The following is a 26,195-nucleotide window of genomic DNA, read 5'->3' as shown; positions in this document are numbered from 1 at the left end:
GAGAAATCAGCCTGCCGCAATTCCCCGAGAAATCAGCCCGCCGGCACCGCCTCCGGCTCCCCGCTCCCCTCGCTCTTCCCCTCACCCTCCGAGCCGGCCGCGTCCTCCTGAGCCCGCGCCGCCCCCTCGGACGTCGTCCTGATCGAGGCCTCCGTCACCAGCTCGGCCGCAGGCCACCCGCCGGAGGGCGCTGCCGCGACCCCGCGCCACCACGGCTCGACCGGTACGCGATCACCCGTCGGCTCGAACGGCTCGCCCGGGCGGGGCAGGGCGATGCGCGTGCCCTCCGTGCGGGCCGCGGCGAGCGTCCCCTCGCCCGGCTCCACCCACGCGTGCGTGGCCAGGTTGAAGGTGGCCCAGTGGATCGGCAGCATCGGCCCGGCCGACGGGCCGCCCTGGAGGTCGAGGTGCGCGCGCATGCCCTCCTGCGGCGTCATGTGGATGTCCGGCCAGAAGTCGCTGTACGCGCCGATCTGGATCATCGTGGCGTCGAACGGGCCGTGGTCGGCGCCGATCTCCTTGAAGCCGTCGAAGTAGCCGGTGTCGCCGCTGTGGAAGACCCGGTGTTCGTCACCGGCGACGACCCAGGACGCCCAGAGGGTGTGCTGGGTGTTGCGCAGCCCGCGGCCGCAGAAGTGGCGGGCCGGGGTCGCGGTGAGGGTGAGGCCGCCGACCTTGGTCGCCTCGTGCCAGTCCAGTTCGCGCAGTCGGTCGGCGGAGACGCCCCAGTGTTCGAGGTGGGCGCCGACACCGAGCGGCACGGCGAACAGGGTGTCCGTGTCGGCCAGCGCCTTGATCGTGGGCATGTCCAGGTGGTCGTAGTGGTCGTGGGAGATGACGACCACGTCGACCGGGCCGAGCGCGGCCAGCGGCAGGGGCACCGGGTGGAGGCGCTTGGGTCCCGCGAAGGGGAACGGCGAGCAGCGCTCACCCCAGACCGGGTCGAAGAGCACCCGGTGTCCGTCGATCTCGGCCAGCACGCTGGAGTGGCCCATCCAGGTCAGCCGCAGCCCCGTGACGGGCGGCTTGGCGATGTCGGCGAGGGTGGTGGGGTGCACCGGAATGGTGCCCTCGGGAGCGCGGCGCGGGCGCTCGTCCCTGTCGAAGAAGACCTTCGCGAACTCCAGCGTCGACCCCGAGGGCCGGATCCGGGCCTCACCCCCGGGGTTCTGGAAGACCCCGTCCTTGAAGTGGGGGGATCTGCGGATACGGGCGAGGCGCTCACCGCTCGGGTCCACGCCGAAGGCCTCGGGCTGCAGGCCGCTGAGCCCGGAGCTCAGGGAACCGAAAACGGACACGGTACCTCCTGGTGGAGTCGGTGAGGTCTTCCATTATGGTCGGCCTCTCCGACAATCCCCGGATCGCCCTGGTCACGCCTGTGTGAACGGCACCTCGGACGCGCCCTGACGACGGTGCGTGAACGGCACCTCGGAATCACCCCACGTCACGACGTCCACCGCGTCACCGACCGCCACCTTCCCCTCCCGCAGCACGGAGAACTTCGCCCCGAACACCGTGCCGGCGGCACCGCGCCGGTATCCGGCCAGCGTGCGGATGGGTTCGGGGCCGCCCTTGGCGCCGCGTTCCTGGTCGACCAGGGTGACGGCGCAGCGGACGGCGAGCTTGGCGTAGGCGAGTTCGGTGGCGCCGATCCGTATGCGGTGGGCGCGGTCCTCGGTGTGCGGTACGTCCCAGCCGTCGATCACGAGGTTGGGGCGGAAGCGGTTCATCGGCAGGGGCTCCGCGCCGCGTTCGGCGATCTTCTCGTTGAGCAGGTCGAGGCTGGAGCGTGAGAGCACGTGCAGAGCCCCGCTGTCGGCCCAGCCGGCCGTGCCCGGCGTCCTGCCGTCGGTCACCCGGTCGTGCTCCGGCGGCACCCGCACGAGCCTGCTCGGGGTCGCCAGCACGTCGGACAGCCACCGCGCGACGGTGTCGCCCTGGTCGATGCCCCGGTACGGCGCCCCGAACAGCTCGACCGGTCGCCGTACGCCGATGATGTCGACGTCGACGGCGACCTCGCCGTGGTCCGGCGCCCACAGGGTGAGCCGCTCCCCGGCGGCGTCGATGCCGGGCAGGATCAGCGCGAGCCGCGGATCGCGCCGCTGCGTCCTGAACCGTCCCTCCTCGTCGACGACCATGAACGAGCGGTCGTGGACGAGCCCGGCCGGCGTCACGATCGCCTCGCTCGCCGTGATCCCGGCGCATCCCTTCACCGGGTAGTACGTCAACTCGACGACCTTGACCATGTCCGCCCCCTCCGACGATCAGCACGTTCCCAAAAGGAACCTATCGACGGCGACGGGCGCTCTGTCAATCGCGTTTCGCTCGAATTGACAGCGGTTGAGCATGTCAAGAAGATACTGACCCTCCATTCAGTAACACTCTTCAGCAGCCGCCCAGGAGCCCCCATGACCACCCCCTTGCTGTCGCTCACCTGGACCGATCACCTCACCGGCCGCCAGGGCTTCCTGGTCGTGGACCGGTTGGTGCGCGGCGTGTCCAGCGGCGGGCTGCGGATGCGCGAGGGCTGCACCCTGGACGAGGTCACCGGGCTGGCCCGCGGGATGACCATGAAGGAGGCGCTGCACTACGACCCCGAGGGCCGCTATGTCCCGCTGGGCGGCGCCAAGGGCGGCATCGACTGCGATCCCCGGGACCCGGCGGCGTACGCGCTGCTCGTGCGTTTTCTGCGCGCGATGCGACCGTACGTCGAGAGCGTCTGGACGACGGGCGAGGACCTCGGTCTGACCCAGGACCTGGTGGACCGGGCAGCGGCCGAGGCGGGGCTCGTGTCCTCGATCCAGGCCGTCTATCCGCTGCTGGACGACGAGGCGACGGCCCGCAAGCGTCTCGCGGACGCGTTCGCGGTCGAGGTGGACGGCATCGGGCTCGACGAGCTCGTCGGCGGCTGCGGAGTCGCCGAGTCGGTGCTCACCGCCCTGGACCGGGCCGGGGTGCCGTACGCCGGGACACGGGTCGCGGTGCAGGGGCTCGGGACCATGGGCGGGGCCACGGCGCGGTTCCTCGCGCGCGCGGGTCTCCGGATCGTCGCCGTCGCCGACGTCAAGGGCACGATCGCCCACCCCGAGGGGCTGGACGTCGAGGCCCTGCTCGCGGCGCGGGACGCCTACGGCACCGTCGACCGTGCCGCGCTCCGCCCCGGCGACCGTGAACTGCCCGGTGACGCCTGGCTGTCCACCGACGCGGAGGTGCTGGTGCCGGCCGCGGTGTCGTACGCGATCGACGCCACGAACCAGGAGCGGATCACCGCCCGTTGGATCGTCGAGGCGGCCAACATGCCGGTACTGCCCGCCGCGGAGGCGCTGCTGGCCGCACGGGCCGTCACGGTGCTGCCGGACGTGGTCGTGAACTCCGGTACCAACGCCTGGTGGTGGTGGACGCTCTTCGGTGACATCGACGCCGACGCGGACCAGGCCTTCACCCACACCCGCCGCTCCATGCGCGCGCTCGTCGAGCAGATGCTGGCCCGCGCGGAGGCCGACGGGACGTCGCCGCGGGCCGCCGCGCACGCGATCGTCGCGGACCGGCTGCCGGTCATCGCCGAGCGGTTCGGGTGGTACCGGTGACACCGGGCCCTGGTGCGCGTGACGTCCGGATCGGCGGCCGCGTCCCGCCACTGACAGTCACGGATTAGGGTGAACGCGTGGCGAGAGTGCGGTTGAGCGTGGCCGAGCGGCGCGATGAGTTGCTGCGGGCCGCCATCGGGCAGATCGAGGCGCGGGGCGTGGCGGCGGTCAGGATCGCCGACGTGGCCTCGGTGCTCGGGGTGAGCAACGCGCTGGTGCTGTACCACTTCTCGACCAAGGAGAAGCTGGTCGCCGCCGCGTTCGCGTACGCGGCCGAGGACGACCTGGCCCAGCTGAGCAAGATCCTCGGCCGCCGGACGACGGCGCTACGACGGCTGCGGTCGGCCGTGCGCTGGTACGCGCCGACGGGTCAGGCCAAGGGCTGGCGGCTGTGGATCGAAGGCTGGGCGGCGGCGCTGCGCGAGCCCGCGCTCCAGGAGGTCACCCGCGACCTCGACAAGCGGTGGAAGGCGGCGCTCGCCGAGGTCCTCACGGAGGGCGTGGCCGCGGGCGAGTTCCGCTGCCCGGACCCGTCCGCGACCGCCCTGCGCCTGACCGCCCTGCTCGACGGACTCGCCGTCCAGCTGACGTCGTACCCGGGCGGGGTGTCACGCGCGCGTGCCCAGGAATGGGTGGAGGAGGCGCTGGCCCGGGAACTCGGGCTGGGGGCCGACACGTTGAGCGCCCAGGAGCGCTGAAGGGCCGACCCGGCCGCACAGACGGACCCCTCAGTCCAGCTCGTACACCGCCGTCACCGTCGCCGTCGCCCTGATCTCCCCCGGCGCCAGCGGTACGCCGACGAAGCCACCGGCGGGCGCGTCCGCGGAGATCGGCGGAGCCGGGGCGAGGTAGCCGGTGCCGCCCTCGCTCAGGGAGACGAGGTGGCCGAGGCGGAGGCCGCTGAGACGGGCGTACTGGGCGGCCTTGGCGTGGGCGTCGTCGTGCGCGGCCTCACGGGCGCGGGCCTGGAGCGGGCGCCGGTCGTCGAGGTCGAGGACGACGGAGTTGACGCGGCCCGCGTCGCCGGTGGCGTCGGTGATCGCCTGGAGGAGCGCGCCCGTGGCACCCGGTTCGCGGACCTTGATCGCGAAGGACTGGGCGGCCCGGTAGCCCTTCAGCGTGGAGGCGCCGTCGGTGTAGTCGTAGACCGGGCCGAGGGAGACGTTCTCGGTGCGGACGTCCTGGTCGGCGATCCCCTGGGCGCGTACCGCCCTCAACAGGGCGGCGGACGCCGTGTTCTGCGTCTTCAGCGCGGCCTGTGTCGTCTTGGCGACGGTCTCGACGCCGGCGCCGACCAGCGCGATGTCGGGCTCGCCCACCGCACTGCCCTCACCGGTCACGGTGACGGTGGCGGGAGCCGTGGCGGGACGGGCCGCGGGGGCGTGCGCGGCGGCGGCGGCCGACGGGGCCACGACGGTGGGCAGACCCAGGGCCAGGAGGGTCGCGGCGATCACCGCGACCGGCGTACGGGGAACGGGCATGCGGGTCCGGTCCTTCCGAGGCGGGCTGACAGTGCGGTCATCCCAGCACCACGTCATGGACCGGACCGCACACCACTCCCGCGCGGTCACCTCACTGGTGGATCCCGTGCCCGGTCAGGCGACCTTGCCGATCCGCAGCTTGATGTCGTCCGGCGACAGCGCGCCCTTCGCCGTCACATGGTCGCCCGAGGACTCCCCGCGCAGCCGCCGCCCGATCCACGGCACGAGGTACTCCCGCGCCCAGTGGACGTCGTCGCGCCGCACGTCGAGCGGGCCGCGGGGCGGCAACGGCGGCCAGGGCTGGTCGGGGTCGGCGGGAACGTCGAGGCCGAGCACCTGGCCCGCGCGCAGCGCCACGCGCGTGTGCCCCTCGGGAGAGAGGTGGAGCCGGTCGCCGTCCCAGGCCCGGCGGTCCTGGACGGTCTTCAGGGACCACAGGTCGAGTACGGGACAGCCGTACCGGTCGGCGACGGCCCGCACATGACCGTTGTACGTGGCGATCTTGCCGCGCAGATGCTTGAGCACGGGTACGCCACGGGTGTCGAAGCCGGTCGTCACCAGGACGGTGCCGGCGACGGAGGTGAGCCGGTCGATCGCCCGCTCGAAGCGCTCGGCGACCTCGTCGGGGTCGGTGCCGGGCCGGATGATGTCGTTGCCGCCCGCGCAGAAGGAGACCAGGTCGGGGGCGAGTTCCACGGCCTTCGGGAGCTGGTCCTCGACGATCTGGTCGAGGAGCTTCCCGCGCACGGCGAGGTTGGTGTACCTGAAGTCGCCCTCGGGCCGCCGGTCCGCGAGAAGCACCGCGAACCGGTCGGCCCAGCCGACGAACGCCCCGTCCGGGCCGGGATCGCCCACGCCCTCGGTGAAGCTGTCCCCCACCGCAACGTACGACCCGATCACTGCTCTGCTGTCACTCTTCGAATCGTCTGCCACATCGGCCCATGATTCCCCTTCGAATGTGACCTACGCGACCGTAAGGAAGGGTTGACGTGCGGTGAGATAAGCCACTCCTAAAGTGTTGGCCAAGCCCGGAATACACCTTGGATCAGGGATGTTGTGGGCTCAACCGCCACACCCGGAAGTCGCTGAAGCGGAAGTGGCTCCAGGTCGTGCGGAAGGCGAAGTGCCCACTGGTGTACGGCTCCGGGTCGGTGTAGTCGAAGACGAGCCGCCCGTTGATCCACCACCGCTGGCTGGAGCCGTCGGAGACGATCCGGACCCGGTGCGGTGCGTTGGCGGTGAGCAGCGGCTGTGTGTAGTCGTAGATCAGCGGCCGTACCCCGGCCTCGCCGACGTACCGGCGCAACCGCGTGGTGGTGTTGGTGTTGGCGCCGTAGCCGACGTAGTAGGTCGTGAGGTAGTCGTACTCGGCCAGGGCACCGCCGCGCTGGGTGGCGAAGAGGTCGTCGGGGGATCGTACGTCGGTCGCGTTCCAGAAGTTGTTGAGGTCGGAGACCCGGTCGTTGACGCCTCCCTCGGACACGGGGGTCGCCGTGTACTCGATGACGTACGGGCCTTCGAGGCGCTTCTTGAACCAGATCGTCGCGCCGGCCGGGACGTCGGACTCCAGGACGCCGCGGGAGGCGGTGACGGTGCCGCCCTTCTCCAGTTCCACGGCCCACTGGCCGAGGCCGTGCCGGAAGTCGTCGTGGGCGATGAGTCGGCGGTGGCGGGGCGTCGCGCTCGCGCTGGTGGCGGGGGCGAGGGCCGCGAGGGCGGCTCCGGCGGCAAGGGCTCCGAAAGCTCTACGCGTGGCGGTCACGGGAGACGGCTCCTTCGGGAAGGGTGATGGCGGGCTTCGGCACCCGACGGGTCTCGGTGCCGAGGTAGTAGTCGGTGTAGGTGGACTGGAGATAGCCGCGCACGGTCCAGCCGAGGCGGTACTCGGGGTTCTGGGCGAGCGTGTAGATGCGGGTCCGCGTGGGCTCGGTGGTGGTGTAGAGGCGCAGCGCGGTGTGGTCGGCGGTCTCGGCGAGGATCTCCTCGCGCCAGTCGCCGAGGAGGTCGCCGTAGAACGGGGTCGCGTTGCGGGCGCCGGAGACGACTCCGGACGGCGTGAAGATCTTCGCGCTGGTCTCGGTCGCCGGGTCCCACTTCTCCACGTAGGTGAAGTCCAGGTTCTCCGACGCCTTGTCGCCGTCCCACCAGATACGGAAGTTGACGCTCGGCGTGGTCGTGGAGATCTTCCCGTCCTGGACGTTGCGCACGCCCGCGCCGGGGGCGGTGACGTCGGCGGTGGAGGTCCAGTACTCGTAGCCGGGGTGGTTCGGGTCGATGTCGCCGGTGCTGCCGCGGCCGACGTCGATGTCCGTGTCGTTGACCCAGTCGGCCGGGTGCTGCCCGGTGACCAGGCGCTCGCCGGTGTCGGCGTCGTAGTAGTACCAGGGGAAGTTGGGGATGACGCCCAACTCGGCCTGCTGGATGGCGAATCCTTCGAGGCCGGGCCGGTCGGGGTCGAGGTCGGCGATGTGGAAGCGGTCGCCGTGCCCGGCACCGTCGACGACGTAGCGCAGGGTGCCGTCGCTGTTGACGACGTAGTTGCCGTCGGCGATCTCGTCCTTGCCGTCGAGGTCGACGTCGACGGTGCGGATCTGGTGGAAGCTGGTCGCGCCGCTGCCGGCCGGGACGACGTACTTCCAACGCGGGGTCAGGTCCGTGCCGTTGAAGTCCCAGGTCTGGAAGAGGATACGGAAGGTGCCGCGCTTGGCGCCGACCCGGGTGACCAACTTGGTGACCAGGCTGGGGTGTTCACCGTCCAGGTAAGCGATGCCGAAGTGGCCGCCGGAGGGCCCGTCGGCGACGAGGTCGTCCGGGACCGGCTGCCGGGTGCGCTCGACGCCGGTCGCGCCGTCGATGACGGAGACGAACTGGTTCGCGGGCGAGGCCGCGGTGACCTGGGAGCCGTCGGCGAAGGTGGTCCCGGCGGCCGTGTGCACGAGCACCTCGGCCTTGCCGTCGCCGTCCAGGTCGAACACCGTGACGTTGTCGTCGTTGCGGTAGCCGCCGATCGCCGTGGAACCGCTGATCGCGGCGGGTGCCGGGTCGTTGGCGCCGTTCCCGCCCACCTGTGTGTACGACCCCGGGCCCTGGTCGACGCGCCACAACCGCTCGCCGGTCAGCGTGTACGCCTCCAGCAGGTCGGGCTTGTCCCGGGTCCCGGAGAGCCGGCTGACGACGAGTTCATAGCGTCCGTCGCCGTCGAGGTCGCCGGGCCAGGCGTGCTGCACGGTGTAGCCGTCGGCCGTGGCGAGCGGGATCTCGGCGTAGCCGTCCGAGAAGTCGAGCGCCGCCGAACTCGGCTTCTGCTCATGCCCGTTGACCACGGCACGGACGGTGTACCGGCCCGTGCCCGGCGAGTCGTCCTGGTACGTCGTGGACTTGATGACCGGCGTACGGTTCAGCCGGCGCCCGTTCTTGTAGACGTTGAAGGCGATGGCGTCGCCGTACCGGGCGTACTCGGTGCCGAGCAGGCGCCAGCTGAGGAAGGTCCCCTCCCCGGACGGTACGGCGACCAGTCCGCGGTCCAGGTTCTCCACGACCCGGCGCGGCGCTTCTCCGGCGTGAGCGGCGGGCGCGGAGAACATCCCGGCCAGCAGGGCCGCCGCGGCGACGGCGACGGTTCTTCGGCGGTGCACTAGTACTCCTCTGCGAGAAGGTCGATGAGGCGGTCGGCCACTTTGCGGTGGCCCTGGGAGCTGGGGTGGACGCTTCCGTTGAAGTCCCCGTCCGCCGGCGAAAGCCAGTCGGTCGTGTCGACGAACTCGGTGCGGCGGTCGCCTAGTTCGGTGACGACGGCGGCGATGTCCTCGGCGTGTGTGCCGTTGAACGGCCGCAGCGCGAGGATGCGCGCATGCGGTGCCGCGGTCCGCAACTCGGTGAGATAGACCCGGTAGGCGGCACGGAACTCGTCCGGGCCCCACGCGGTGTCGTTGGTGCCCTGGTTCACCACGATCACATCGGCTCGGCGATCCGAATCCGCCCTGGAACCGGCGTGGTTCCAGCCGTACGCGTCCGACGCCGCCGGCACTCCCCCGTTGCCGGTCTGGATCACTCCCTGCCGTCCGAAGCCGACCTGGGTGAGTGAGGCGTGCAGGGCGTCGGCGACCAAGGTCGGGTAGGCGGCGGTGCCGTCGGCGCAGTCGGAGGTGTTCACCTCGCACAGGGCCATGACGCCCTGTGTGATGGAGTCGCCGTAGAAGGCGAACTGCCGCGCGGGCCTGACATGTTGGGGCACCAGGTGTCCCCGTATGCCGGTGAGCACGACACCCGTCTCCAGTGGCGGCGTCCAGCGGTTGGCCCGCGAGAAGACGTCCTTCACGGACAACTCGACGGTGTGGTAACCGCGTTCGGGGGCCTGGATCTCGATGTCGTCCCGGTCGACGGCGTACAGCCGCTTCGGCCCGCCGTCGACCGACACACGGATCTGCGCGGGGACGGTGATCGACGAGACGTCGAACAACGCGTGCACGCTGCCGCCCGTGAAGCGGAAGCTCAGCCGGGAACCGGAGTTGACGGTGACCGCCGCCTTCGCGGTGCGCCCCCAGTGGCCCTCGTAGGCGATCCGCCGGTCGTTCGGCCGTACGACATCCTCGGAGGCCGCCACGGGTTGCACCGTTGCCGTGATCAGGCCCGCGGCCACCGCCGCGATCGAGCCGACGCGTCTCATGACGGGATCCGGTCTCCGATCAGGGCCAGGTTCTGTATCGCGGCGAGCGCCCACTGGGCGGACGAGTTGGTGGAGATCCACGGGATCTCCTCGGTCGTCCGGAGCACGGCCGGCGTCTTGATCGTCACGGGGTTCCAGTCGTTGGACGGGAAGTAGGTGTCGCTGCCGGTGAAGAACTCGTTCCACGCGCGCGTGGCGAGCGTCGGATCGTTCTTGCGCTGTGCCGCGTAGGCAGTGATCCGCGAGTGCGCGGCCGGCAGCGCCGACTTCCAGGTGGAGCCGGTCAGTTGCCTCTTCTGGGTGTCGGTGGCGTTGTAGTACTGCGCGTAGTTCAGCCAGGCGGCACGGAACTCGGGCTCCTCGTCGCCGAACAGCGACACGAGTTCGCTGTTGGTCTCGACGAGACCGAACACGGCGCTCAGGTGGGACACGCTCACGGCCGTGCTCGTGGTGATCGCGAACTTGCCGGTGTCCGCGTCGAGCAGACCGCTGCCGGTGAAGAACCCGTTGGGCTGCGCGGCGATGGTCCGCAGCGAGTTGACGAGTTTGGCCTTGGCCTGCTCGGCGTTCGGGCCCCGCCGCTCCCACTCGGTGAGCCAGGCCGCCGAGATGCCGCCCCAGTCCGTGCCGAAGCCGACCGAGAGGGCGTGCCGGTCGCCGGGGGTGTAGCCGTCGGTGCGGACCTTGCGCTGCGGGTCGACCTCCCCGAACGTCCGCTCCACGTCGACGAGTTCGCTCAGCAGGTCACCGGTGCGCTCGTCGCCGGTGAGGAAGTAGAAGAAGCGGCGGTTGGCGGCCGTGGAGATACGGACCTGCTTGGCGCTGTCCGCCCAGTGCTGCACTCCGTGCCGGGTGCCGAGTCCCGCCCACTTGCCGAGGTGGTAGACGTCGACCTCGCCGGTGTGCCGGGTCATGGCCTCCGCGAACCGGAAGACCTCGGCGGAGCCGGTGCGCAGGAAGTGGTACCAGAGCCAGAGATCGGTGCCGAGCTCGGAGTTGTCCCAGGCGTAGCCGCCGACGTCGTAGCGCCAGACGTGCCGGTCGTTGTCGTAGGTGTGCTGGACGTCGCCGTAGTCCAGGAAGCCGTACCAGCGGTGCTGTTCACGCTGGTCGCGGTAGTAGGCGAACAGCTCGTCGAGGTGGTCCTCGACGGCCGCCCGCGCCTTGCCGGACCGGTCGGCCGGCGCCCAGTCGCCGAACACCCCGGCGGCGTGGAGTCGTTGGGGTGTGGCGGTGAGGAGCGGCGGCGTCGCGGTGGCGGTGGCCTGCGCGGCGAGAACACCGGCGGAAGGGGTCCTCTCGACGGCCCAGAAGGTCAGTTCACTCGTCCGCGCGATGCCGTACGGCGTACCGAAGCCGGGCTCGTAGTCCTCGTAGGTGATCTCCAGCCCGCCGTCGGACTGCTCCTCGTACGTGTCCTGGCCCAACCCGTCGTGGTAGAACCGCAGATCGAGCGGCTGTGCCTCCGGCGAGTACAGCCATACGGTGGCCTCGGCGGCGTCTCCCGCGGCTCCGCGGACGTCCAGCTGGGCCGGGTGGCGCTGCCAGAAGTCCCGTAGCCCGAAGGAGAGTCCGCCGCTCGCGCCGCCGACGTAGCCGAAGCCGCCGGCGCGGCGCCCGGCCGCGGCGTGGATCCAGCCGTAGCCCGCCTTGGTGCGCTTGCGGACGGTGTAGCCGTCGGCGTTGGGCTGGGTCAGGGTGTAGTCGCCCCAGGTCGGGATGTAGGCGAGGCGGCCGGCGACCCGGGTGTCCCAGGTCGCGGTGTCGGGCAGGCGCTCACCGGCGATCTGGGCCGCGCGGACCGCCGCCCCGGGGTCGCGCCGCAGTCCGGTGACGCCCTGGACGGCCTCGCTGAACAGGCCGCCGTCGGAATCGGCGAACCGCACATGGCGGTCGTAGGGCTGATCGCTCAGCGGCACGGTGAAGCGCACGCCGAGACCGCGCAGGAAGTCGCCCTCGTCGGAACCCGGCGTCTGCTCGCCGTCCCAGACGAAGGTGTGGACGAGCCGGAACGACTCGGCTCCCGCGAAGAAGGCGAACCGCAGGACGAACGGCAGCCAGTTCCGGCCGCCGTGCCGGTGCCGCCCCTCGACCCGGACGACGGCCCGGACCGGACCGTCCTGCTCCACCTCGATCTTCTCGACCCGGCCCAGGAAGCGGCTGACGTCCGCCCCGTCCCGTACGGACTCCTGCCGCAGGGCGACCAGTTTCCCGTCCCGGGCGATCTCGGTGGAGCCCCGCCGCACGCTCCGTACGACGGTGTCGGACCCCTTCGCGCCGAACACGGCCGTGATCACACCGGTCGACACCTCGACGCGGCCCGCGGAGCGGGTGACCGTGACCTTCCGCTCCGGTGCGGCCGGGGTGCCGGCCGCGAGCTTGTAGGCGGAGGCCTTCGGTGCGCCGGGGGCGAGGGCGTGGGCCGTCCACTTCACCGAGCCGTCGGGCCAGTGGCCGGTGACCCAGCTCTGGACGGGGACGTCGACGCCGGCGGCGGTCGTCAGCCGGAACGGCTGCTCCGGCCGGTACGCCCCGCGCGCCCACGGCACGCCCCAGGTGGTTCCGGCGTGGACGTCGGGCGCCGGGCCCTCCAACCAGCGCAGTTCGGTGTCGTCGGCGTCCGCCGCGGCGGCGGTGCGGGACAGGGCCCAGGAGAACTGGGCCGCGGCGGCCGCGGCTGCGGCGCCCTTGATGACGGTGCGTCGGTCGACGCCGGGCACGGGGACCTCCGGGTGCGGGTGCGGATGCGGACGCGAAGGCGCGTAGAAAGCGCTTGCATCCCTCGGAGATCACTGTGGTCCCACCCTCCCCTCCCTGTCGACGGTTTGGACAGCCGCGCCACAAGACCGCAATGAAGCGATCATGAAACGGCAAGACCCAACACCGAAGGCCGGACCCGGGGATCGGGGTCCGGCCTTCGGTGGCATCGGGGGAGGGAGCGTCAGCCGACGCGGCACCCTCGCAAAGGAGCGTCAGCCGACGGCGACACCCTTCGAGCGGAGGTACGCGACCGGGTCCACGTCCGAGCCGTAGTCCGGCGTGGTGCGGATCTCGAAGTGGAGGTGCGGTCCGGTGACGTTGCCGGTGGCGCCGGAGAGACCGATCTGCTGGCCCTCGGTGACGGTCTGTCCGGACGAGACCGAGAGCGCGGACAGGTGGGCGTACTGCGCGTAGTAGCCGTCGGCCAGCTTGATGACGACCTGGTTGCCGTACGCGCCGCCCCAGCCGGCGGAGACGACGGTGCCCGCGGCCACGGCCTTCAGCGAGGTGCCGGTCGGGACGACGAAGTCGGTGCCGGTGTGGTAGCCGCTGGACCACATGCTGCCCGCCGTGTGGTAGGCGGTGCCGACGGTGGCGCCGGCCACGGGGAGCGTGTAGCCGCCGGCGGTGCTGGTCGACTCACTGCTCTGGGTGGCGGTCGTCGTGTCCGAGGAGGACGAGGACTTCTCGGCACTCGTGGACTTCTCGGTGCTCGCGGACTTCTCCGCGCTCGCCGACTTGTCCGCGCTCGCCGCCGCCTTCTTGCCGAGCGTGAGCTTCAGACCCGGGTGGATGAGCGAGGGGTCGGAACCGACGGCCTCACGGTTGTCCGAGTACAGCTTCTTCCAGCCGCCGGTGACGTTCTGCTCGTCGGCGATCTTCGAGAGGTAGTCGCCCGCCCGCACCGAATAGGTGCGCACGGTAGCGGTGTTCGCGGCACCCTTCTTCTGCGTGGCCTTCTCGGCGACCGTCTTCTCGGCGACCGGAAGGGACTGAACGGCCTTTTCCGAAACCGACTGCGAGACGGACTGCGGGGTGGCCGCGTGGGCGCCGGCGGCGCCCATCAAAGGCAGAGCGAGAGCGGCGCCGCCGGTACCGGCGACGGCGATCGAGCGGGTGAGGCGCTGGGACTTCGGGCGGCGGTGCTTACCCTTGGCGGGCATGGCGAATTCCTCTCCGGCGCCTACGAGGTGAGCTGTCGGGTGCGGACTGGAGATGCCCGGGCGCACCGAGGTGCGCCTTAACCCCAAGCCTGTTCCGGAAGACCGGTCCAGGCACTTGTACCTGTGGGTCCCCCGCTCCTGCCGTTCACGGGTGAGTTGTGCGGATTCCGGGCGGCGGCAGGATTGGGCGTCCGTCCGGATTGGTGGCGAACGTAAGCGAGGAAGACGCAAAGGGACAAGTAAGGGGTTCCAGGACGATTGCATTCCTCTTGATCCGCTGTGAATTTCCCGCTCACCCTCCGTGCATCAGCACCGCTTCCCGGAAGGCAAATCCCCAGCAATTGGAGGCGCATTACGTGAACATGACGGGCGACACAGGGTCACCGATATGACGCTCCTCACGTGCCGTTCGCACAGCTTCCCTTATTCCAGAGCGAGTTGGAATGAAGGCCACCCAAGCCACCAATTCGGACAGAAAGCTCAGATGCGACGCAGTCGGAGAACTGCCGCATCCAGATCGCCCCGCAATCCCACCCGTAGGCCGTGATGCTGCAATACGGCCCCTCTGAGAATTTCGCCCGTTTCGAGGCATTCATACGACGCAGTGGGGTCGAGGCCCCGCAGCCGCAGCGCCGGGACGGGTTCGCCGTAGTGCTGCGCCTGGAGCCAGGCGAGGACGACGGTCTCGCCCCCGAGGACGTACTGCACGGCGCTCAGTCCGCCCTGCGGAGCCCGCAGCCGGTACTGGTCGCCGCGCTGCACGAGCGGCCGGATGCCCTTGTAGAGCTCCACCCACTCGCGGGCCTCGGCGAGCTCCTCCTCCGTCCACCGCGTGAGGTCGCCGCCGACGCCGAGCACACCGGCCATGGCGCTGACGAACCGGAAGCGCAGCGAGCTGACCCGGCCGTTGAGCATGGCGTTCGGACTGTCGGTGACCCACGCCGCCATCGCGCGCGCGGGATGGAGCTGGCTGAAGCCGTGCTGGATGGCGAGCCGGTCGAGGGGGTCGGTGTTGTCGGAGGTCCACACCTGGTCCGTGCGGCTCATCACACCGAGGTCGATCCGGCCGCCGCCGCCCGAGCAGGACTCGAAGGCGACGCCGGGGTGGGCGGCCCGCAATCGGTCCAGCAGGGCGTAGAAGGCGTGCACATGGTCGACCCAGAGCCGCTGCGGGTAGGGCTCGCCGGGCCAGCCCGCGTCCGTGAAGCAGCGGTTGAAGTCCCACTTCACATAGTCGATCGGGGCGCTGGACAGCAGGGCGTCGAGCTGCCCCCAGAGGTACTCCTGGACGTCCTCGCGCGCGAGGTTCAGGACCAACTGATTGCGTAGTTCCGTCCGCTTTCGTCCCGGCTGGAACTGCGCCCAGTCCGGGTGTGCCCGGTACAGGTCGCTGTCCGGGTTGACCATCTCGGGCTCGACCCAGATGCCGAACTGCATCCCGAGGGCGTGCACGGAGTCGGCGAGGGGCTTCAGACCGCCCGGGAAGCGGTCGCGGTTGACCGTCCAGTCACCGAGTCCTGCGCGGTCGCTGGTCCGGGCGCCGAACCAGCCGTCGTCGACCACGAACAGCTCGACGCCGATGGCCGCGGCCCGCCGTGCGAGGGCCTCCTGCTGTTCCTCGGAGATGTCGAACTCGGTGGCCTCCCAGGAGTTGAACAGCACCGGCCGGTCCTGCTCGGCGTCCGGGATGACGTAGGCCCGCTGGTAGGCGTGCCACGCGCGACTGGCGCCGCCGAAGCCGCCCTCGCTCCACAGACCGGCGAAGACGGGCGTGGTGAACGACTCGCCCGCCGTCAGCCGCAGCAGCCCCGAGTCGTCGTGTCCGGCACCGCCGGTGATCTGCACGCGCGCGTCGGGAAGCTGGGCCACCGCGATCCGCCAGGAGCCGGACCAGCCGAGGGCACAGCCGTAGACCTCGCCGCGCTCCTCGGTGGCGTCGGAGTCGAGAGCGACCCAGGGCAGGTGCTGATGGCCGGTGTGGCCGCGGCGGCTGCCGATGACCTTCTCACCGTAGGTGAGGGGGGAGCGTACGAGTCGGGACTCGGCGGCCCAGCGGCCGTGCAGCTGGGAGAGCCGCCAGTCCTCGCGGTCGGGCAGGGTCCAGGTGGCGGAGTCCGCGCGGAGCAGCTCCAGGGTGTCCGACCCCTGGTTCTCCAGGGTCGTCCAGCGCTCCACCACGTCGCCGCGCATCCGGTAGTGCAGCGTGACGACGAGCCCGTCGTCACGGAACCGCAGCCGCAGCTCATCGGCGTCGGCGTCGGTCTCGTACGTCTCGAAGCTCCACTCGGTGCCGCGGCGTTCTTCGGTGCGCACCGACAGCGCGGGCCGGACGAAGCGGGGACCGCCCTCGACCGGGTACTCCTCGCGCCCGTCGAGCGGGGACTCGAAGGGCCAGTAGTCGGGCAACGGCCGGACCGCGAGGGCCTCGGCGTCGGCCAGCGTGATCGCCGGCCCCCAGTGCAGATGCAGCAGCTCGTCGGCCTCGGTGAGGTGGACGGCGTAGCTGCTGGCCGGCCCGGTCAGGAGCCAGGTGCGGCCGTTGGGGGCGATCTCCAGCATGGAACCTCACAGATGCGAACAGGGTCGAACAGTGGTACTCAAGTACCAACATCATCAAGGCCCGGGGGCCCTGGATGCAACGCCTGTGGACAACTCATTGCCCCAGGAACCCATGTCGTATCGTCGAAGCGTGCCCGTCGGCGAGCCGCGGCGACGGGGCCGACTGCGAGGAGCCCCCGTGACGCAGCAGATCCCGTCGACCGAGCCCGAGCTGACCGGAGTCCGCAACTTCCGCGACGTGGGCGGCCTGCCGACCGAGGACGGCCGACGGGTGCGGTTCGGGGTGCTGTTCCGCAGTGGCCATCTGGCGCACGCGACCGACGAGGACGCGGCGTTCCTGGACTCCCTGGGGCTGCACACGATCTTCGACTTCCGCAACGCGTCGGACCAGAAGCTGGAGGGTCCCGACGTCGAGCTGGCGGGGGTGCGCAATGTCAACCTGCCGCTGAGCGACCCGGCCGACGGTTCGGAGTTCTGGAAGATGGTGCGGGACGGCGAGATCGAGCAGCTGCGCGAGATCCTCGGCGACAACAAGGCGGCGAACCGGATGATCGCCTCGTACCGGAAGATCGTGAAGGAGCGCACCGCCGAGCACGCGCGCGTGCTGCACTCCCTCGCCGATGACGATGTGCCCGCGCTGATGCACTGCGCGGCGGGCAAGGACCGCGCGGGCCTGTCGATAGCGGTGACGCTGCTGGCGCTGGGCGTGGAGCGGGAGGCGATCGTCGCCGACTACCTGGAGTCGAACGCCAAGCACCGTCGCTACAAGGTGCACCGCAGCAGCAGCTCGGCCGCCGCCTACTCGCCCGAGGTCATGGAGCTGCTCGCGCCGCTCTTCGACGCGCGCGCCGAGTATCTGGAGGCCGCCTTCGAGACCATCGAGGAGACCTGGGGCAGCGTCGACGCCTATCTGGAGCAGGGCCTCGGCGTCACCGCGGAGATGCGGGAGCGGCTGCGCGAGCGCCTCCTCGACTGACCGTTCACTGCCCGGCGCCCACCTCGAAGAGCAGGTAGACGAAGGCCGCGAACACGTGCCCGACGGCGATGTAGATGATCAGCCGCACCCACAGGGCTCGCGGGAACTTCTCCTCCATGTCGGTCATGGCATCTCTCCAGGGGTGGGGCCCAGGCACAGGGTGGCCGTGGGGCTCTGCAACAGGGTGTGGACGAACAGCAGCTCGGTCCCGTCGGGGTCCTGGGCCGCGATGCGGTGCGGGGTGAGCGAGTCGAAGTGCGCGCTGTCGCCGGGGCCGAGGTGGTGCGTCGTGTCCCCGAGGCGGAGCCGGAGTCGTCCGCGCAGCACGTACAGCCACTCCTCGCCGGGATGCACCCGCACGATGTCGCCCTGTGAGCCGTACGGCACCTGCACGCGCAGCGCCTGCATGCCGCGCCCGGCGGCACCGGCCTGCCAGTAGGTCCAGCCGCCCGCGGCCGTCGGTTCCATGTCGGCGGCGCGCACCACGGCGTCCCGCTCGGCGACCGTCTCGCCGAGCAGTTCGGAGACCGTCGTACCGTAGATACGGGCGAGCGCGAGCAGCATCGGCAGCGAGGGCTGGCGCTGTCCCGTCTCCAGCCGTGAGAGGTGGGCGGGCGACAGCCCGGCGGCCCGGGCCGCGGCCTCCAGGGTGAGGGAGGCGCGGCGCCGCAGCGCACGGAGCTGCGGCGCGACGACGGGCAGGACGTCGGCCGGCTCTGATTCCGGAGAGCTCATGCTCCCCATTCAGCCCGACGCTTGCCTCCAGGGCAAGTTTCTTGCCTCAGAGGCAAACCGCTCCGGCTATCGGTTGGCCACCGCCTGCTTGACCAGCGTCTTGCCGAAGTCCCACATCAGCCCGCCCCCGCTGTGGGCGTCATCCATGATCTCGGTGAACGCCTCGACGAACCGGTCCACGTCCCGCTCCCCCACGGTCAGCGGCGGGATCAGCTTGATCACCTCCAGGTGGTCGCCGGAGACCTGCGTCAGAATCCGGTGCCGCTGGAGCAGCGGTACGACGACCATCTGGGCGAACAGGCCCTTGCGCGCGGCCTGGAGCATGGTCCACCGGCTGCGCAGTCCGAGCGACTTGGGCCGCCCGAACTCGATGCCCACCATGAGTCCCCGGCCGCGGACGTCGGCGAGCAGCTCGTACTTGTCGACGAGTGCGGCGAGCCGGGACCTGAGGAGGTCACCGGTCACCCGGGCGTTGGCGACGATCTGCTCGTTCTCCATCACGGACAGGACCGCCAGGCCCGCCGCCATGGCCTGCGCGTTGGACCCGAAGCTCGCCGAGTGGACCAGGACGCGGTCGATCGACGAGTAGACCTTCTTGAAGATCCAGTCCTTGCCGAGCGTGGCGCCCACCGGGACGTAGCCGCCGGACAGCGCCTTCGCCACGCACACCAGGTCGGGCTCGACGCCGTCCTCGTGCTGGTAGGCGTAGAAGTCGCCGGTCCGTCCGAGCCCGGTCTGCACCTCGTCCGCGATCAGCAGCGCCTTGTGCCGGTGCAGCAGCTCCTGGGCGGCGCGCAGATAACCCGGCGGGCTCTCGTGGACGCCCTTGCCCTGGATCGGCTCGACGATCAGGGCGGCGACGTCACCCTTCTTCAACTCCCTGGCCAGCGCTTCGAGATCACCGAGGGGGACGGCCGTGTCGGGCAGCAGCGGGGCGAAGCCGTCGCGGAAGCCGTCCTCGCCGTTGACCGACAGGGAACCCGTGGTGAGGCCGTGGAAGGCGTGCTCGCAGTACAGGACGCGCGGCTTGCCGGTGGCGCGGCGGGCGAACTTCAGCGCGGTCTCCACCGCCTCGGTGCCGCTGTTGCCGAAGAACACCCGGTCCAGATGCGGGCTGTACGTGAGCAGCTTCTCCGCCAGCAGCCCGGGCAGCGGCTGGCAGTCGAAGCGGGTGAGGTCGGCGAGCTGGGCGTCGAGGACGTCGTGCAGCGCCTTGCGGACGACGGGGTGATGGCGGCCCAGACCCATCACCCCGAACCCGGCGAGCATGTCCAGGTAGTCGTTGCCTTCGGCGTCCCAGAAGTGGGCGCCCTCGGCCCGCTCGTAGACCTTGTCGAAGCCGATGGTGTGCAGCATGCGCGGGAGCTGGTGGTTCAGGTACTTGGTGTGCAGCTCGTAGCGCTCGGCTCCGCGCTCGGCGAGGAGTCTGCCGAGGTCGAACTCGGTGGTCATTCGGGTTTCTCCTTGAGTGAGCCGTCGGGCTGCTCCATGTCGGCCAGAGCGCCCTCGGCCTCCTTGACGGTGAGGCTCGCGCTGATCCGTCCGGCGACCTCGACGGGGGTGAGCCCGATGTCGGCGAGCACCTCACCCCGCTTGGCGTGCGCGAGGAACTGCTCCGGAATCCCGAACCGCCGTACCGGTACGTCGACTTCGGCGTCCCCGAGCGCGAGCGCGACCGCGGCGCCCACCCCGCCCGCCCGGCTGTTGTCCTCGACCACCGCGACCAGCCGGTGCTCGGCGGCGAGGACGGGCAGCGCGGGGTCGACGGGCTTGACCCAACGGGGGTCCACGACCGTGCAGTTGATGCCCCGCGCCGCCAGCAGCTCGGCCGCCTGGAGACACACGGGCGCCATGACACCGACCGCGACGAGCAGCACCTCGGGCGTCTCGGCACCGCGGTGCAGCACGTCCATGCCGCCGACATGGCCGACCGCCTCGATCGACGGCCCGACGGCCTCCTTCGGGAAGCGCACCAGCGTCGGCGCGTCGTCCACCGCGACGGCCTCCCTGAGCTGCGCCCGCAGCTGGTCGGCGTCCCGTGGCGCGGCGATCCGCAGTCCCGGCACGACCTGGAGGATCGACATGTCCCACATGCCGTTGTGGGAGGCGCCGTCGACACCCGTGACGCCGGCCCGGTCGAGCACGAACGTCACCCCGCAGCGATGCAGGGCGACGTCCATCAGCAACTGGTCGAAGGCACGGTTCAGGAAGGTCGCGTACACGGCGACGACGGGATGCAGTCCGCCGGTCGCGAGCCCGGCCGCCGAGACGGCCGCGTGCTGCTCGGCGATACCGACGTCCCACACCCGGTCCGGGAAGCGTTCGGCGAACTTGCCGAGCCCCACCGGGTGCAGCATGGCCGCCGTGATCGCCACGACGTCCTGGCGCTCCTCCCCGATCCTGGCGATCTCGTCGCCGAACACGGAGGTCCAGGAGGGTCCGTTGGCGGGTGCGAGGGGCTCGCAGGTGAGCGGGTCCATCACCCCGACGGTGTGGAAGTGGTCCTCCTCGTGGGCGAGGGCGGGTTCGTAGCCGCGACCCTTCTCCGTGAGGCAGTGGATGAGCACCGGCCCGTGGAAGCGTTTCGCCCGCCGCAGCGCCGACTCGACGGCCCCGATGTCGTGTCCGTCGATCGGGCCGACGTACTTCAGGCCCAGGTCCTCGAAGAGCCCCTGCGGCGCGAAGGCGTCCTTGAAGCCCTTCTTCGCGCCGTGGAGCGCCTCGTAGACGGTGGTGCCGATGACGGGGGTGCGCTGGAGGACGTTCTTCCCCCAGGCCAGCACCCGTTCGTAGCTGTCGGTCGTGCGCAGGGTGGCCAGGTGGTTGGCGAGGCCGCCGATGGTCGGCGCGTAGGACCGCTCGTTGTCGTTGACGACGATGATCAGCGGCCGGTCCTTGGCGGCCGCGATGTTGTTCAGCGCCTCCCAGGCCATACCGCCGGTGAGCGCGCCGTCGCCGATGACCGCGACGACGTGTCCCTTCTCGCCCTGCACCTGACGGGCCTTGGCGAGTCCGTCGGCCCAGCCGAGCGCGGTGGAGGCGTGGCTGTTCTCGACGATGTCGTGCTCGGACTCCTCGCGCGAGGGGTAGCCGGACAGACCGCCCTTGCCGCGCAGCTTGGAGAAGTCCTGACGTCCCGTCAGGATCTTGTGCACATAGCTCTGATGGCCGGTGTCCCACACGATGCGGTCGACCGGCGACTCGAAGACCCGGTGGAGCGCGATGGAGAGTTCCACCACCCCCAGGTTGGGCCCGAGGTGGCCGCCGGTCCTGGCGACCGAGTGCACCAGGAACTCTCTGATCTCTTCGGACAGTTCACCGAGTTCCGCCTCGGACAGCGCCTTAAGGTCGCGTGGTCCCCGGATGTTCTCCAGAATCGTCACGCTCGGGCCCCCTTCGGTCCGTGCTGTTCAACTCACGGTGACGGCCGGCTCCCCCGACGCGACGCCGTCCTGCTCCATCTGTTCGGCGATCTTCATCGCCTCCTCGATGAGGGTCTCCACGATCTTCGACTCGGGGACGGTCTTGATGACCTCGCCCTTCACGAAGATCTGCCCCTTGCCGTTGCCGGAGGCGACCCCGAGGTCGGCCTCCCGCGCCTCGCCGGGACCGTTGACCACACAACCCATCACGGCTACCCGCAGGGGCACTTCCATGCCCTCCAGGCCCGCCGTGACCTCGTCGGCCAGCTTGTAGACGTCGACCTGGGCGCGCCCGCAGGACGGGCACGACACGATCTCCAGCCGGCGTTGCCGCAGCCCCAGGGACTCCAGGATCTGGATGCCGACCTTGACCTCCTCGGCGGGCGGCGCGGACAGCGACACGCGGATGGTGTCGCCGATTCCCCTGCTGAGGAGCGCCCCGAAGGCGACCGCCGACTTGATCGTCCCCTGGAAGGCGGGACCGGCCTCGGTGACGCCCAGGTGCAGCGGGTAGTCGCACTGCTCGGCGAGCAGTCGGTACGCCGCCACCATCACCACGGGGTCGTTGTGCTTCACGGAGATCTTGATGTCCCGGAACCCGTGCTCCTCGAAGAGCGACGCCTCCCACAGCGCCGACTCCACGAGCGCCTCCGGCGTCGCCCTGCCGTGCTTCTCCAGCAACCGCCGGTCCAGCGAACCGGCGTTGACCCCGATCCGGATCGGCGTGCCGTGATCGCGGGCGGCCCGCGCGATCTCCTTGACCTGGTCGTCGAACTTCTTGATGTTGCCGGGATTGACGCGTACGGCCGCGCAGCCGGCCTCGATCGCCGCGAACACGTACTTGGGCTGGAAGTGGATGTCGGCGATCACCGGGATCTGCGACTTGCGGGCGATGGTGGCCAGCGCGTCCGCGTCGTCCTGCGTGGGGCAGGCGACGCGGACGATCTGGCAGCCGGACGCGGTGAGTTCGGCGATCTGCTGGAGCGTGGCGCCGATGTCGGACGTACGGGTCGTCGTCATCGACTGCACCGACACCGGGGCCCCGCCCCCGACCGCCACCGGCCCGACCTGGATCCGCCGCGACTGGCGTCGCTCGGCGATCGGCCGGACCGGCATCTCGGGGACGCCCAGGGAGACGGCGGTCATGACCTCACTCCCGGTTTCCGGAGACCGTCTCGCGCATCGCGCGCAGGGACTCCTTGAGCGAGCCCATGGTGGCGAGGACGGCGGTGGGCTCGTAGCCGCAGTGCGCCATGCAGTTGGCGCAGCGCGGGTCCTTGCCGCGGCCGTACTTGTCCCAGTCGGTCTCCTCGATGAGTTCGCGGTACGTCGGCACGTACCCGTCGCTCATCAGGTAGCAGGGGCGCTGCCAGCCGAACAGGGAGTAGTTCGGGATCGCCCACGCGGTGCAGGGGAAGTCGACCTTGCCCTCCAGGAAGTCCAGGAAGAGGGGCGAGTGGTTGAGCCGCCACTTGCGGCGGTTGCCGCCCGCGAAGGCCTTCTTGAACAGCTCGCGGGTCTGCTCCACGCCGAGGAAGTGCTCCTGGTCGGGAGCCTTCTCGTAGGCGTAGGCGGGCGAGATCATCATCTCGTCGACCTTGAGGTCGTCGTTGAGGAAGTTGAGCACCTCGATGATGGTCTGCGGGGTGTCGGTGTTGAAGAAGGTCGAGTTGGTGGTGACCCGGAAGCCGCGCTTCTTGGCCTCCTTGATCGCCTCCACCGCCTCGTCGAACACACCCTCCTTCGCCACGGACTCGTCGTGCCGCTCGCGCAGCCCGTCGATGTGCACGGCGAAGGCGAAGTAGGGCGAGGGCTTGAACTTGTCCATCTTCTTGCGCAGCAGCATGGCGTTGGTGCAGAGGAAGACGTACTTCTTCTTCGCCACCAACTGGCGCACGATCTCGTCGATCTGAGGGTGCATCAGCGGCTCACCGCCGGCGATGGACACCATCGGCGCACCGGACTCGAGCACCGCCCCGACGGCCTGCGCCACCGGCATGCGCTGCTTGAGCACGCCCGCCGGATGCTGGATCTTGCCGCAGCCCTCGCACTTCAGGTTGCACGCGAAGAGGGGTTCCAGCTCCACGATGAGCGGGAACTTGTCCCGCTTGCGGAGCTTCTGTTCGGCCAAGTATGTAGCGACCTTGATGGACTGACGCAGCGGCATGGCCATCTGGCTCACCTCCTGGGGAGCAGCAAGGAACGGTGCCATTCATAGAAAGCGGGAAGGACGGAACGAAGGACGCGGAAAGCCGATATTCCACCGCGCACCGTGCCGATCCGGACGAGTTCATGTTCCGGAGCGTCCACGACCACCCGGACGGCCGCAACGGGGCGTGGGCCCGTGCGCACGGCGCTGTGGAGCGTGGCCGCGGACTCCATGTCGACGGCGATCGCGCCGGTCGCGAGCAGGTCGGAGCGTTCATGGCCGCGTACGACGTGATCGGAGCCGGTGAGGGGTCCGGTGTGGACGGTGCGTCCGGGTAGGGCCCGCACCAGCTCCTTGACGAGTAGGTCGGTTCCCACGCACGGAACGGTTCCCGCCGGTCCCCGGGTTTCTTCGGCGACGACGAGGTCGCCCGGGTGCATGCCGGGCGCGAGCCCGGCGCAGAAGCCGGTGGCGAGCACGGCGGCCTCGGCGAACGCCGGGGCGGCCAGGGCCCGGGTGACGGCCCGCTCGGCCGCCTTGGGTCCCATGCCGGTGCGCAGGACGGTCACCGGCCCGTCGGCACCGCTCCGGTCGCCGCTGCGCAGGGCCAGCCGCTCGATGCCGAGCGCGCAGGCGATCAGCAGCGGGGCCGGGACGGGCGGGGTGCTCATCTCATGCCTCCCCCGCCTGGGAGAACGGTTCTCCATGGACGTAGCGGCCGAGTGCCGTGAGCGGGAAGACCTGCCGGTAGAGGTGGTAGTTGATGGAGAAGTCCCACGGGAAGCCGGTGCCGGTGAAGTAGGGCTCGTCCCAGGAGCCGTCGGCCCGCTGGGTGGCGACGAGCCATTCGACGCCCCGCTCGACGGCCTTGGAGTCCTTCTCGCCGGCGGCCAGCAGGGCCATCAGCGCCCAGGCCGTCTGCGAGGCGGTGGAGGCCCCTCGGCCGCTCCACTCCCTGGTGTGCTGGTAGGAGCGCAGATCCTCGCCCCAGCCGCCGTCGTCGTTCTGGACGGTCTCCAGCCAGGTCACGGCCCGCCGGATCGCCGGATGTGCGGCGGGGATGCCCGCGGCGACCAGGGCCGGCACGACGGACCCGGTGCCGTAGACGTAGTTGACGCCCCAGCGCCCGAACCACGAGCCGTTCGGCTCCTGCTCGGCGAGGAGCCACTCGATGCCGCGCCGGGTGCGCGGGTCGTGGGCGAGCCCCTCGACGGCGAGCATCTCCACCACGTGGGCGGTGACGTCGGCGGACGGCGGGTCGATGACCTCGCCGAAGTCGCAGAACGGCAGCCGGTTGGGGAAGGGGCTGGTGTTGTCGACGTCGAAGGCGCCCCACGCCCCGTTCTTGGACTGCATGCCGAGGTTCCAGCGCACCCCGCGTCCGATGGCCTTCTCCACCCGCTCCGGATCGTGGTGCCGGACGCGGCGCAGGGCGAGGACGACCTCGGCGGTGTCGTCGATGTCGGGGTAGTTGTCGTTGTGGAACTCGAACGCCCAGCCGCCCGGCGGCAGTTGGGGTCGCTTCACGGCCCAGTCGCCGGGCCGCACGATCTCCTCGCCCAGCATCCAGTCCGCCGCCTTGACGAGCTGCGGATGGTCGGGCGCCACCCCGGCGTCGGCGAGCGCGATGGTCGCCAGGCAGGTGTCCCACACCGGCGACTGGCAGGCCTCGATCATCCGGGCTCCGTCCTCGCGCCAGATCGCGAAGCGGTCCAGGGACTCCAACCCGGCCCTCATGACCGGGTGTTCGAGGTCGTAGCCCATGAGGTGCAGGGCGATCACCGAGTACACGGCGGGCGGCTGGATGCCGCCCCAGCAGCCGTCGTTCTCCTGCCGCTCGATGATCCAGCGGGCGGCGGTGTTCAGGGCCGCCCTGCGCAGTCTGCGGGGCACGACCTTGCGCACCTGGTGCAGCGCCTTGTCCAGGCGCTGGAAGGCGCCGTCCCAACTGGCCGCCGGGGCAAGGGGCTTGACCGGGTTGGGGTGCGCCGGGTCGGTGTGCAACTCGTCGAGAGCGAAGGGCGCGGGCCGTACCGGGCGCTTCGCGGAGACGATCGTCAGCGGGACGATGGTCTGCCGGGCCCAGCAGCCGAAGTCGTAGATGTTGAGCGGCACCCACGTGGGGAAGTAGATGAGCTCGGGCGGCAGTTCGGGCAGGTCCTCCCACTTCCACCAGCCGAACAGGGCGAGCCAGATCCGGGTGAAGACCCGGGCGCCGGCGATACCGCCCTGCTCGCGGATCCACGCGGACGCCTTCGCCATGTGCGGCGCGTCGGGCGCGTCCCCGGCCAGCCGCAGGGCGACGTACGCCTCGACGGTGGTGGAGAGTTCGCCGGGCCCGCCGTAGAAGGAGGCCCAGGTGCCGTCCTCGCGCTGCTCGCCGCGGATGAACAGACCGGCGGCTCGGGTGGTGGACTCGTCGCGGATGCCCAGGAACTGACGGAGCAGCAGATCCTCGGCGTCCATGGTGACGTTGGTCTCCAGGTCGCCCTTCCACCAGCCCTGGGCGTCCTGCCGCGCCAGCAGGTGATCGGTGGCGCGCTGCACCGCGAACGCGGCGGCTTCGCGCACCCCGGCCGCCACGGGGGTGTTGATGTCGGTTTCGCTGGCCGCGGCAGCGCGGGGCGGCAGGGCCCCGGTGCTTCCGTCGGTCGTCGCTGTCATGGCTTCCCCTTCGTGCAGTGTGCAAATGGTGCT

At 70.6% G+C, this 26,195-nt stretch carries 21 protein-coding genes and 1 riboswitch; of the genes, 3 read left to right on the top strand and 18 right to left on the bottom strand.

Annotated elements, in window-relative coordinates; all coding sequences use genetic code 11:
• Window positions 1-32: 32 nt before the first annotated feature.
• On the bottom strand, window positions 33-1,298 hold the full coding sequence (locus ACIHIX_RS12885; RefSeq protein ID WP_399953931.1) for an MBL fold metallo-hydrolase: 1,266 nt from the start codon (window positions 1,296-1,298) through the stop codon (window positions 33-35).
• 72 nt (window positions 1,299-1,370) lie between these two features.
• A complete protein-coding gene (locus ACIHIX_RS12880) occupies window positions 1,371-2,246 on the bottom strand; it encodes an MOSC domain-containing protein (RefSeq protein ID WP_399953927.1) in 876 nt (291 codons plus the stop codon).
• Between the two features lie 162 nt (window positions 2,247-2,408).
• On the opposite strand from ACIHIX_RS12880, the gene ACIHIX_RS12875 reads away from it, so the two are divergent.
• Window positions 2,409-3,587 carry a Glu/Leu/Phe/Val dehydrogenase dimerization domain-containing protein gene (locus ACIHIX_RS12875; protein ID WP_399953925.1) on the top strand — a complete coding sequence of 393 codons (1,179 nt, stop codon included), beginning with the start codon at window positions 2,409-2,411 and terminating at the stop codon, window positions 3,585-3,587.
• A 77-nt stretch (window positions 3,588-3,664) separates the two neighbouring features.
• On the top strand, window positions 3,665-4,285 hold the full coding sequence (locus ACIHIX_RS12870; RefSeq protein ID WP_399953922.1) for a TetR family transcriptional regulator C-terminal domain-containing protein: 621 nt from the start codon (window positions 3,665-3,667) through the stop codon (window positions 4,283-4,285).
• A gap of 30 nt (window positions 4,286-4,315) precedes the next feature.
• On the opposite strand, the gene ACIHIX_RS12865 is transcribed toward ACIHIX_RS12870, so the two are convergent.
• The 8 genes from ACIHIX_RS12865 to ACIHIX_RS12830 all read right to left on the bottom strand — a co-directional run bounded on the left by ACIHIX_RS12865 (window position 4,316) and on the right by ACIHIX_RS12830 (window position 16,216).
• Window positions 4,316-5,068 (bottom strand): SIMPL domain-containing protein, encoded by a 753-nt coding sequence (locus tag ACIHIX_RS12865; RefSeq protein WP_399953919.1) that lies wholly within the window; start codon window positions 5,066-5,068, stop codon window positions 4,316-4,318.
• A 114-nt stretch (window positions 5,069-5,182) separates the two neighbouring features.
• On the bottom strand, window positions 5,183-5,968 hold the full coding sequence (locus ACIHIX_RS12860) for an SGNH/GDSL hydrolase family protein (RefSeq protein ID WP_399955566.1): 786 nt from the start codon (window positions 5,966-5,968) through the stop codon (window positions 5,183-5,185).
• 145 nt (window positions 5,969-6,113) lie between these two features.
• Entirely contained in the window at window positions 6,114-6,830 is a 717-nt protein-coding gene (locus ACIHIX_RS12855; protein WP_399953916.1) for a DUF6250 domain-containing protein, read from the bottom strand.
• Entirely contained in the window at window positions 6,814-8,703 is a 1,890-nt protein-coding gene (locus tag ACIHIX_RS12850) for a hypothetical protein (protein WP_399953913.1), read from the bottom strand. The genes ACIHIX_RS12855 and ACIHIX_RS12850 overlap by 17 nt, the downstream gene beginning before the upstream one ends.
• Window positions 8,703-9,734 (bottom strand): GDSL-type esterase/lipase family protein, encoded by a 1,032-nt coding sequence (locus ACIHIX_RS12845; protein WP_399953910.1) that lies wholly within the window; start codon window positions 9,732-9,734, stop codon window positions 8,703-8,705. The genes ACIHIX_RS12850 and ACIHIX_RS12845 overlap by 1 nt, the downstream gene beginning before the upstream one ends.
• Window positions 9,731-12,454 (bottom strand): Tat pathway signal sequence domain protein, encoded by a 2,724-nt coding sequence (locus tag ACIHIX_RS12840; protein WP_399953907.1) that lies wholly within the window; start codon window positions 12,452-12,454, stop codon window positions 9,731-9,733. The genes ACIHIX_RS12845 and ACIHIX_RS12840 overlap by 4 nt, the downstream gene beginning before the upstream one ends.
• Before the next feature lie 252 nt (window positions 12,455-12,706).
• Window positions 12,707-13,657: a peptidoglycan DD-metalloendopeptidase family protein gene (locus ACIHIX_RS12835; RefSeq protein WP_399953904.1), complete on the bottom strand. Its 951-nt coding sequence runs from the start codon at window positions 13,655-13,657 to the stop codon at window positions 12,707-12,709.
• Between the two features lie 4 nt (window positions 13,658-13,661).
• A riboswitch (cyclic di-AMP (ydaO/yuaA leader) is annotated at window positions 13,662-13,841 on the bottom strand.
• 296 nt (window positions 13,842-14,137) lie between these two features.
• A complete protein-coding gene (locus tag ACIHIX_RS12830; protein ID WP_399953901.1) occupies window positions 14,138-16,216 on the bottom strand; it encodes an alpha-galactosidase in 2,079 nt (692 codons plus the stop codon).
• Window positions 16,217-16,394: 178 nt separating this feature from the next.
• Here ACIHIX_RS12830 and ACIHIX_RS12825 point away from each other — a divergent pair, with 178 nt between their 5' ends.
• Window positions 16,395-17,192 carry a tyrosine-protein phosphatase gene (locus ACIHIX_RS12825; RefSeq protein ID WP_399953898.1) on the top strand — a complete coding sequence of 266 codons (798 nt, stop codon included), beginning with the start codon at window positions 16,395-16,397 and terminating at the stop codon, window positions 17,190-17,192.
• Window positions 17,193-17,196: 4 nt separating this feature from the next.
• Here ACIHIX_RS12825 and ACIHIX_RS12820 read toward each other — a convergent pair whose 3' ends face one another.
• From ACIHIX_RS12820 to shc, 8 genes are all read right to left on the bottom strand, one after another.
• Entirely contained in the window at window positions 17,197-17,319 is a 123-nt protein-coding gene (locus ACIHIX_RS12820; RefSeq protein WP_097271119.1) for a DUF6126 family protein, read from the bottom strand.
• On the bottom strand, window positions 17,316-17,927 hold the full coding sequence (locus ACIHIX_RS12815; protein WP_399953894.1) for a helix-turn-helix domain-containing protein: 612 nt from the start codon (window positions 17,925-17,927) through the stop codon (window positions 17,316-17,318). The genes ACIHIX_RS12820 and ACIHIX_RS12815 overlap by 4 nt, the downstream gene beginning before the upstream one ends.
• A 66-nt stretch (window positions 17,928-17,993) precedes the next feature.
• Window positions 17,994-19,379: an aspartate aminotransferase family protein gene (locus ACIHIX_RS12810; protein WP_399953891.1), complete on the bottom strand. Its 1,386-nt coding sequence runs from the start codon at window positions 19,377-19,379 to the stop codon at window positions 17,994-17,996.
• A complete protein-coding gene (dxs, locus tag ACIHIX_RS12805; protein WP_399953888.1) occupies window positions 19,376-21,310 on the bottom strand; it encodes a 1-deoxy-D-xylulose-5-phosphate synthase in 1,935 nt (644 codons plus the stop codon). Before dxs ends, ACIHIX_RS12810 begins: the two co-directional genes overlap by 4 nt.
• 27 nt (window positions 21,311-21,337) lie before the next feature.
• Window positions 21,338-22,495: a flavodoxin-dependent (E)-4-hydroxy-3-methylbut-2-enyl-diphosphate synthase gene (ispG, locus tag ACIHIX_RS12800; RefSeq protein WP_399953886.1), complete on the bottom strand. Its 1,158-nt coding sequence runs from the start codon at window positions 22,493-22,495 to the stop codon at window positions 21,338-21,340.
• Window positions 22,496-22,499: 4 nt separating this feature from the next.
• Window positions 22,500-23,522: an adenosyl-hopene transferase HpnH gene (gene hpnH / locus ACIHIX_RS12795; RefSeq protein ID WP_126275468.1), complete on the bottom strand. Its 1,023-nt coding sequence runs from the start codon at window positions 23,520-23,522 to the stop codon at window positions 22,500-22,502.
• Window positions 23,523-23,527: 5 nt separating this feature from the next.
• A complete protein-coding gene (locus tag ACIHIX_RS12790) occupies window positions 23,528-24,169 on the bottom strand; it encodes a 1-hydroxy-2-methyl-2-butenyl 4-diphosphate reductase (RefSeq protein ID WP_399953882.1) in 642 nt (213 codons plus the stop codon).
• A 1-nt stretch (window position 24,170) separates the two neighbouring features.
• Window positions 24,171-26,162, bottom strand: a complete 1,992-nt coding sequence (shc, locus tag ACIHIX_RS12785; RefSeq protein WP_399953880.1) for a squalene--hopene cyclase — start codon at window positions 26,160-26,162, stop codon at window positions 24,171-24,173.
• Window positions 26,163-26,195 lie beyond the last annotated feature (33 nt).

Source organism: Streptomyces sp. NPDC051913 (genome assembly GCF_044593635.1).
Lineage (GTDB): Bacteria > Actinomycetota > Actinomycetes > Streptomycetales > Streptomycetaceae > Streptomyces.
This window is presented reverse-complemented; position numbering and strand designations above follow the sequence as displayed.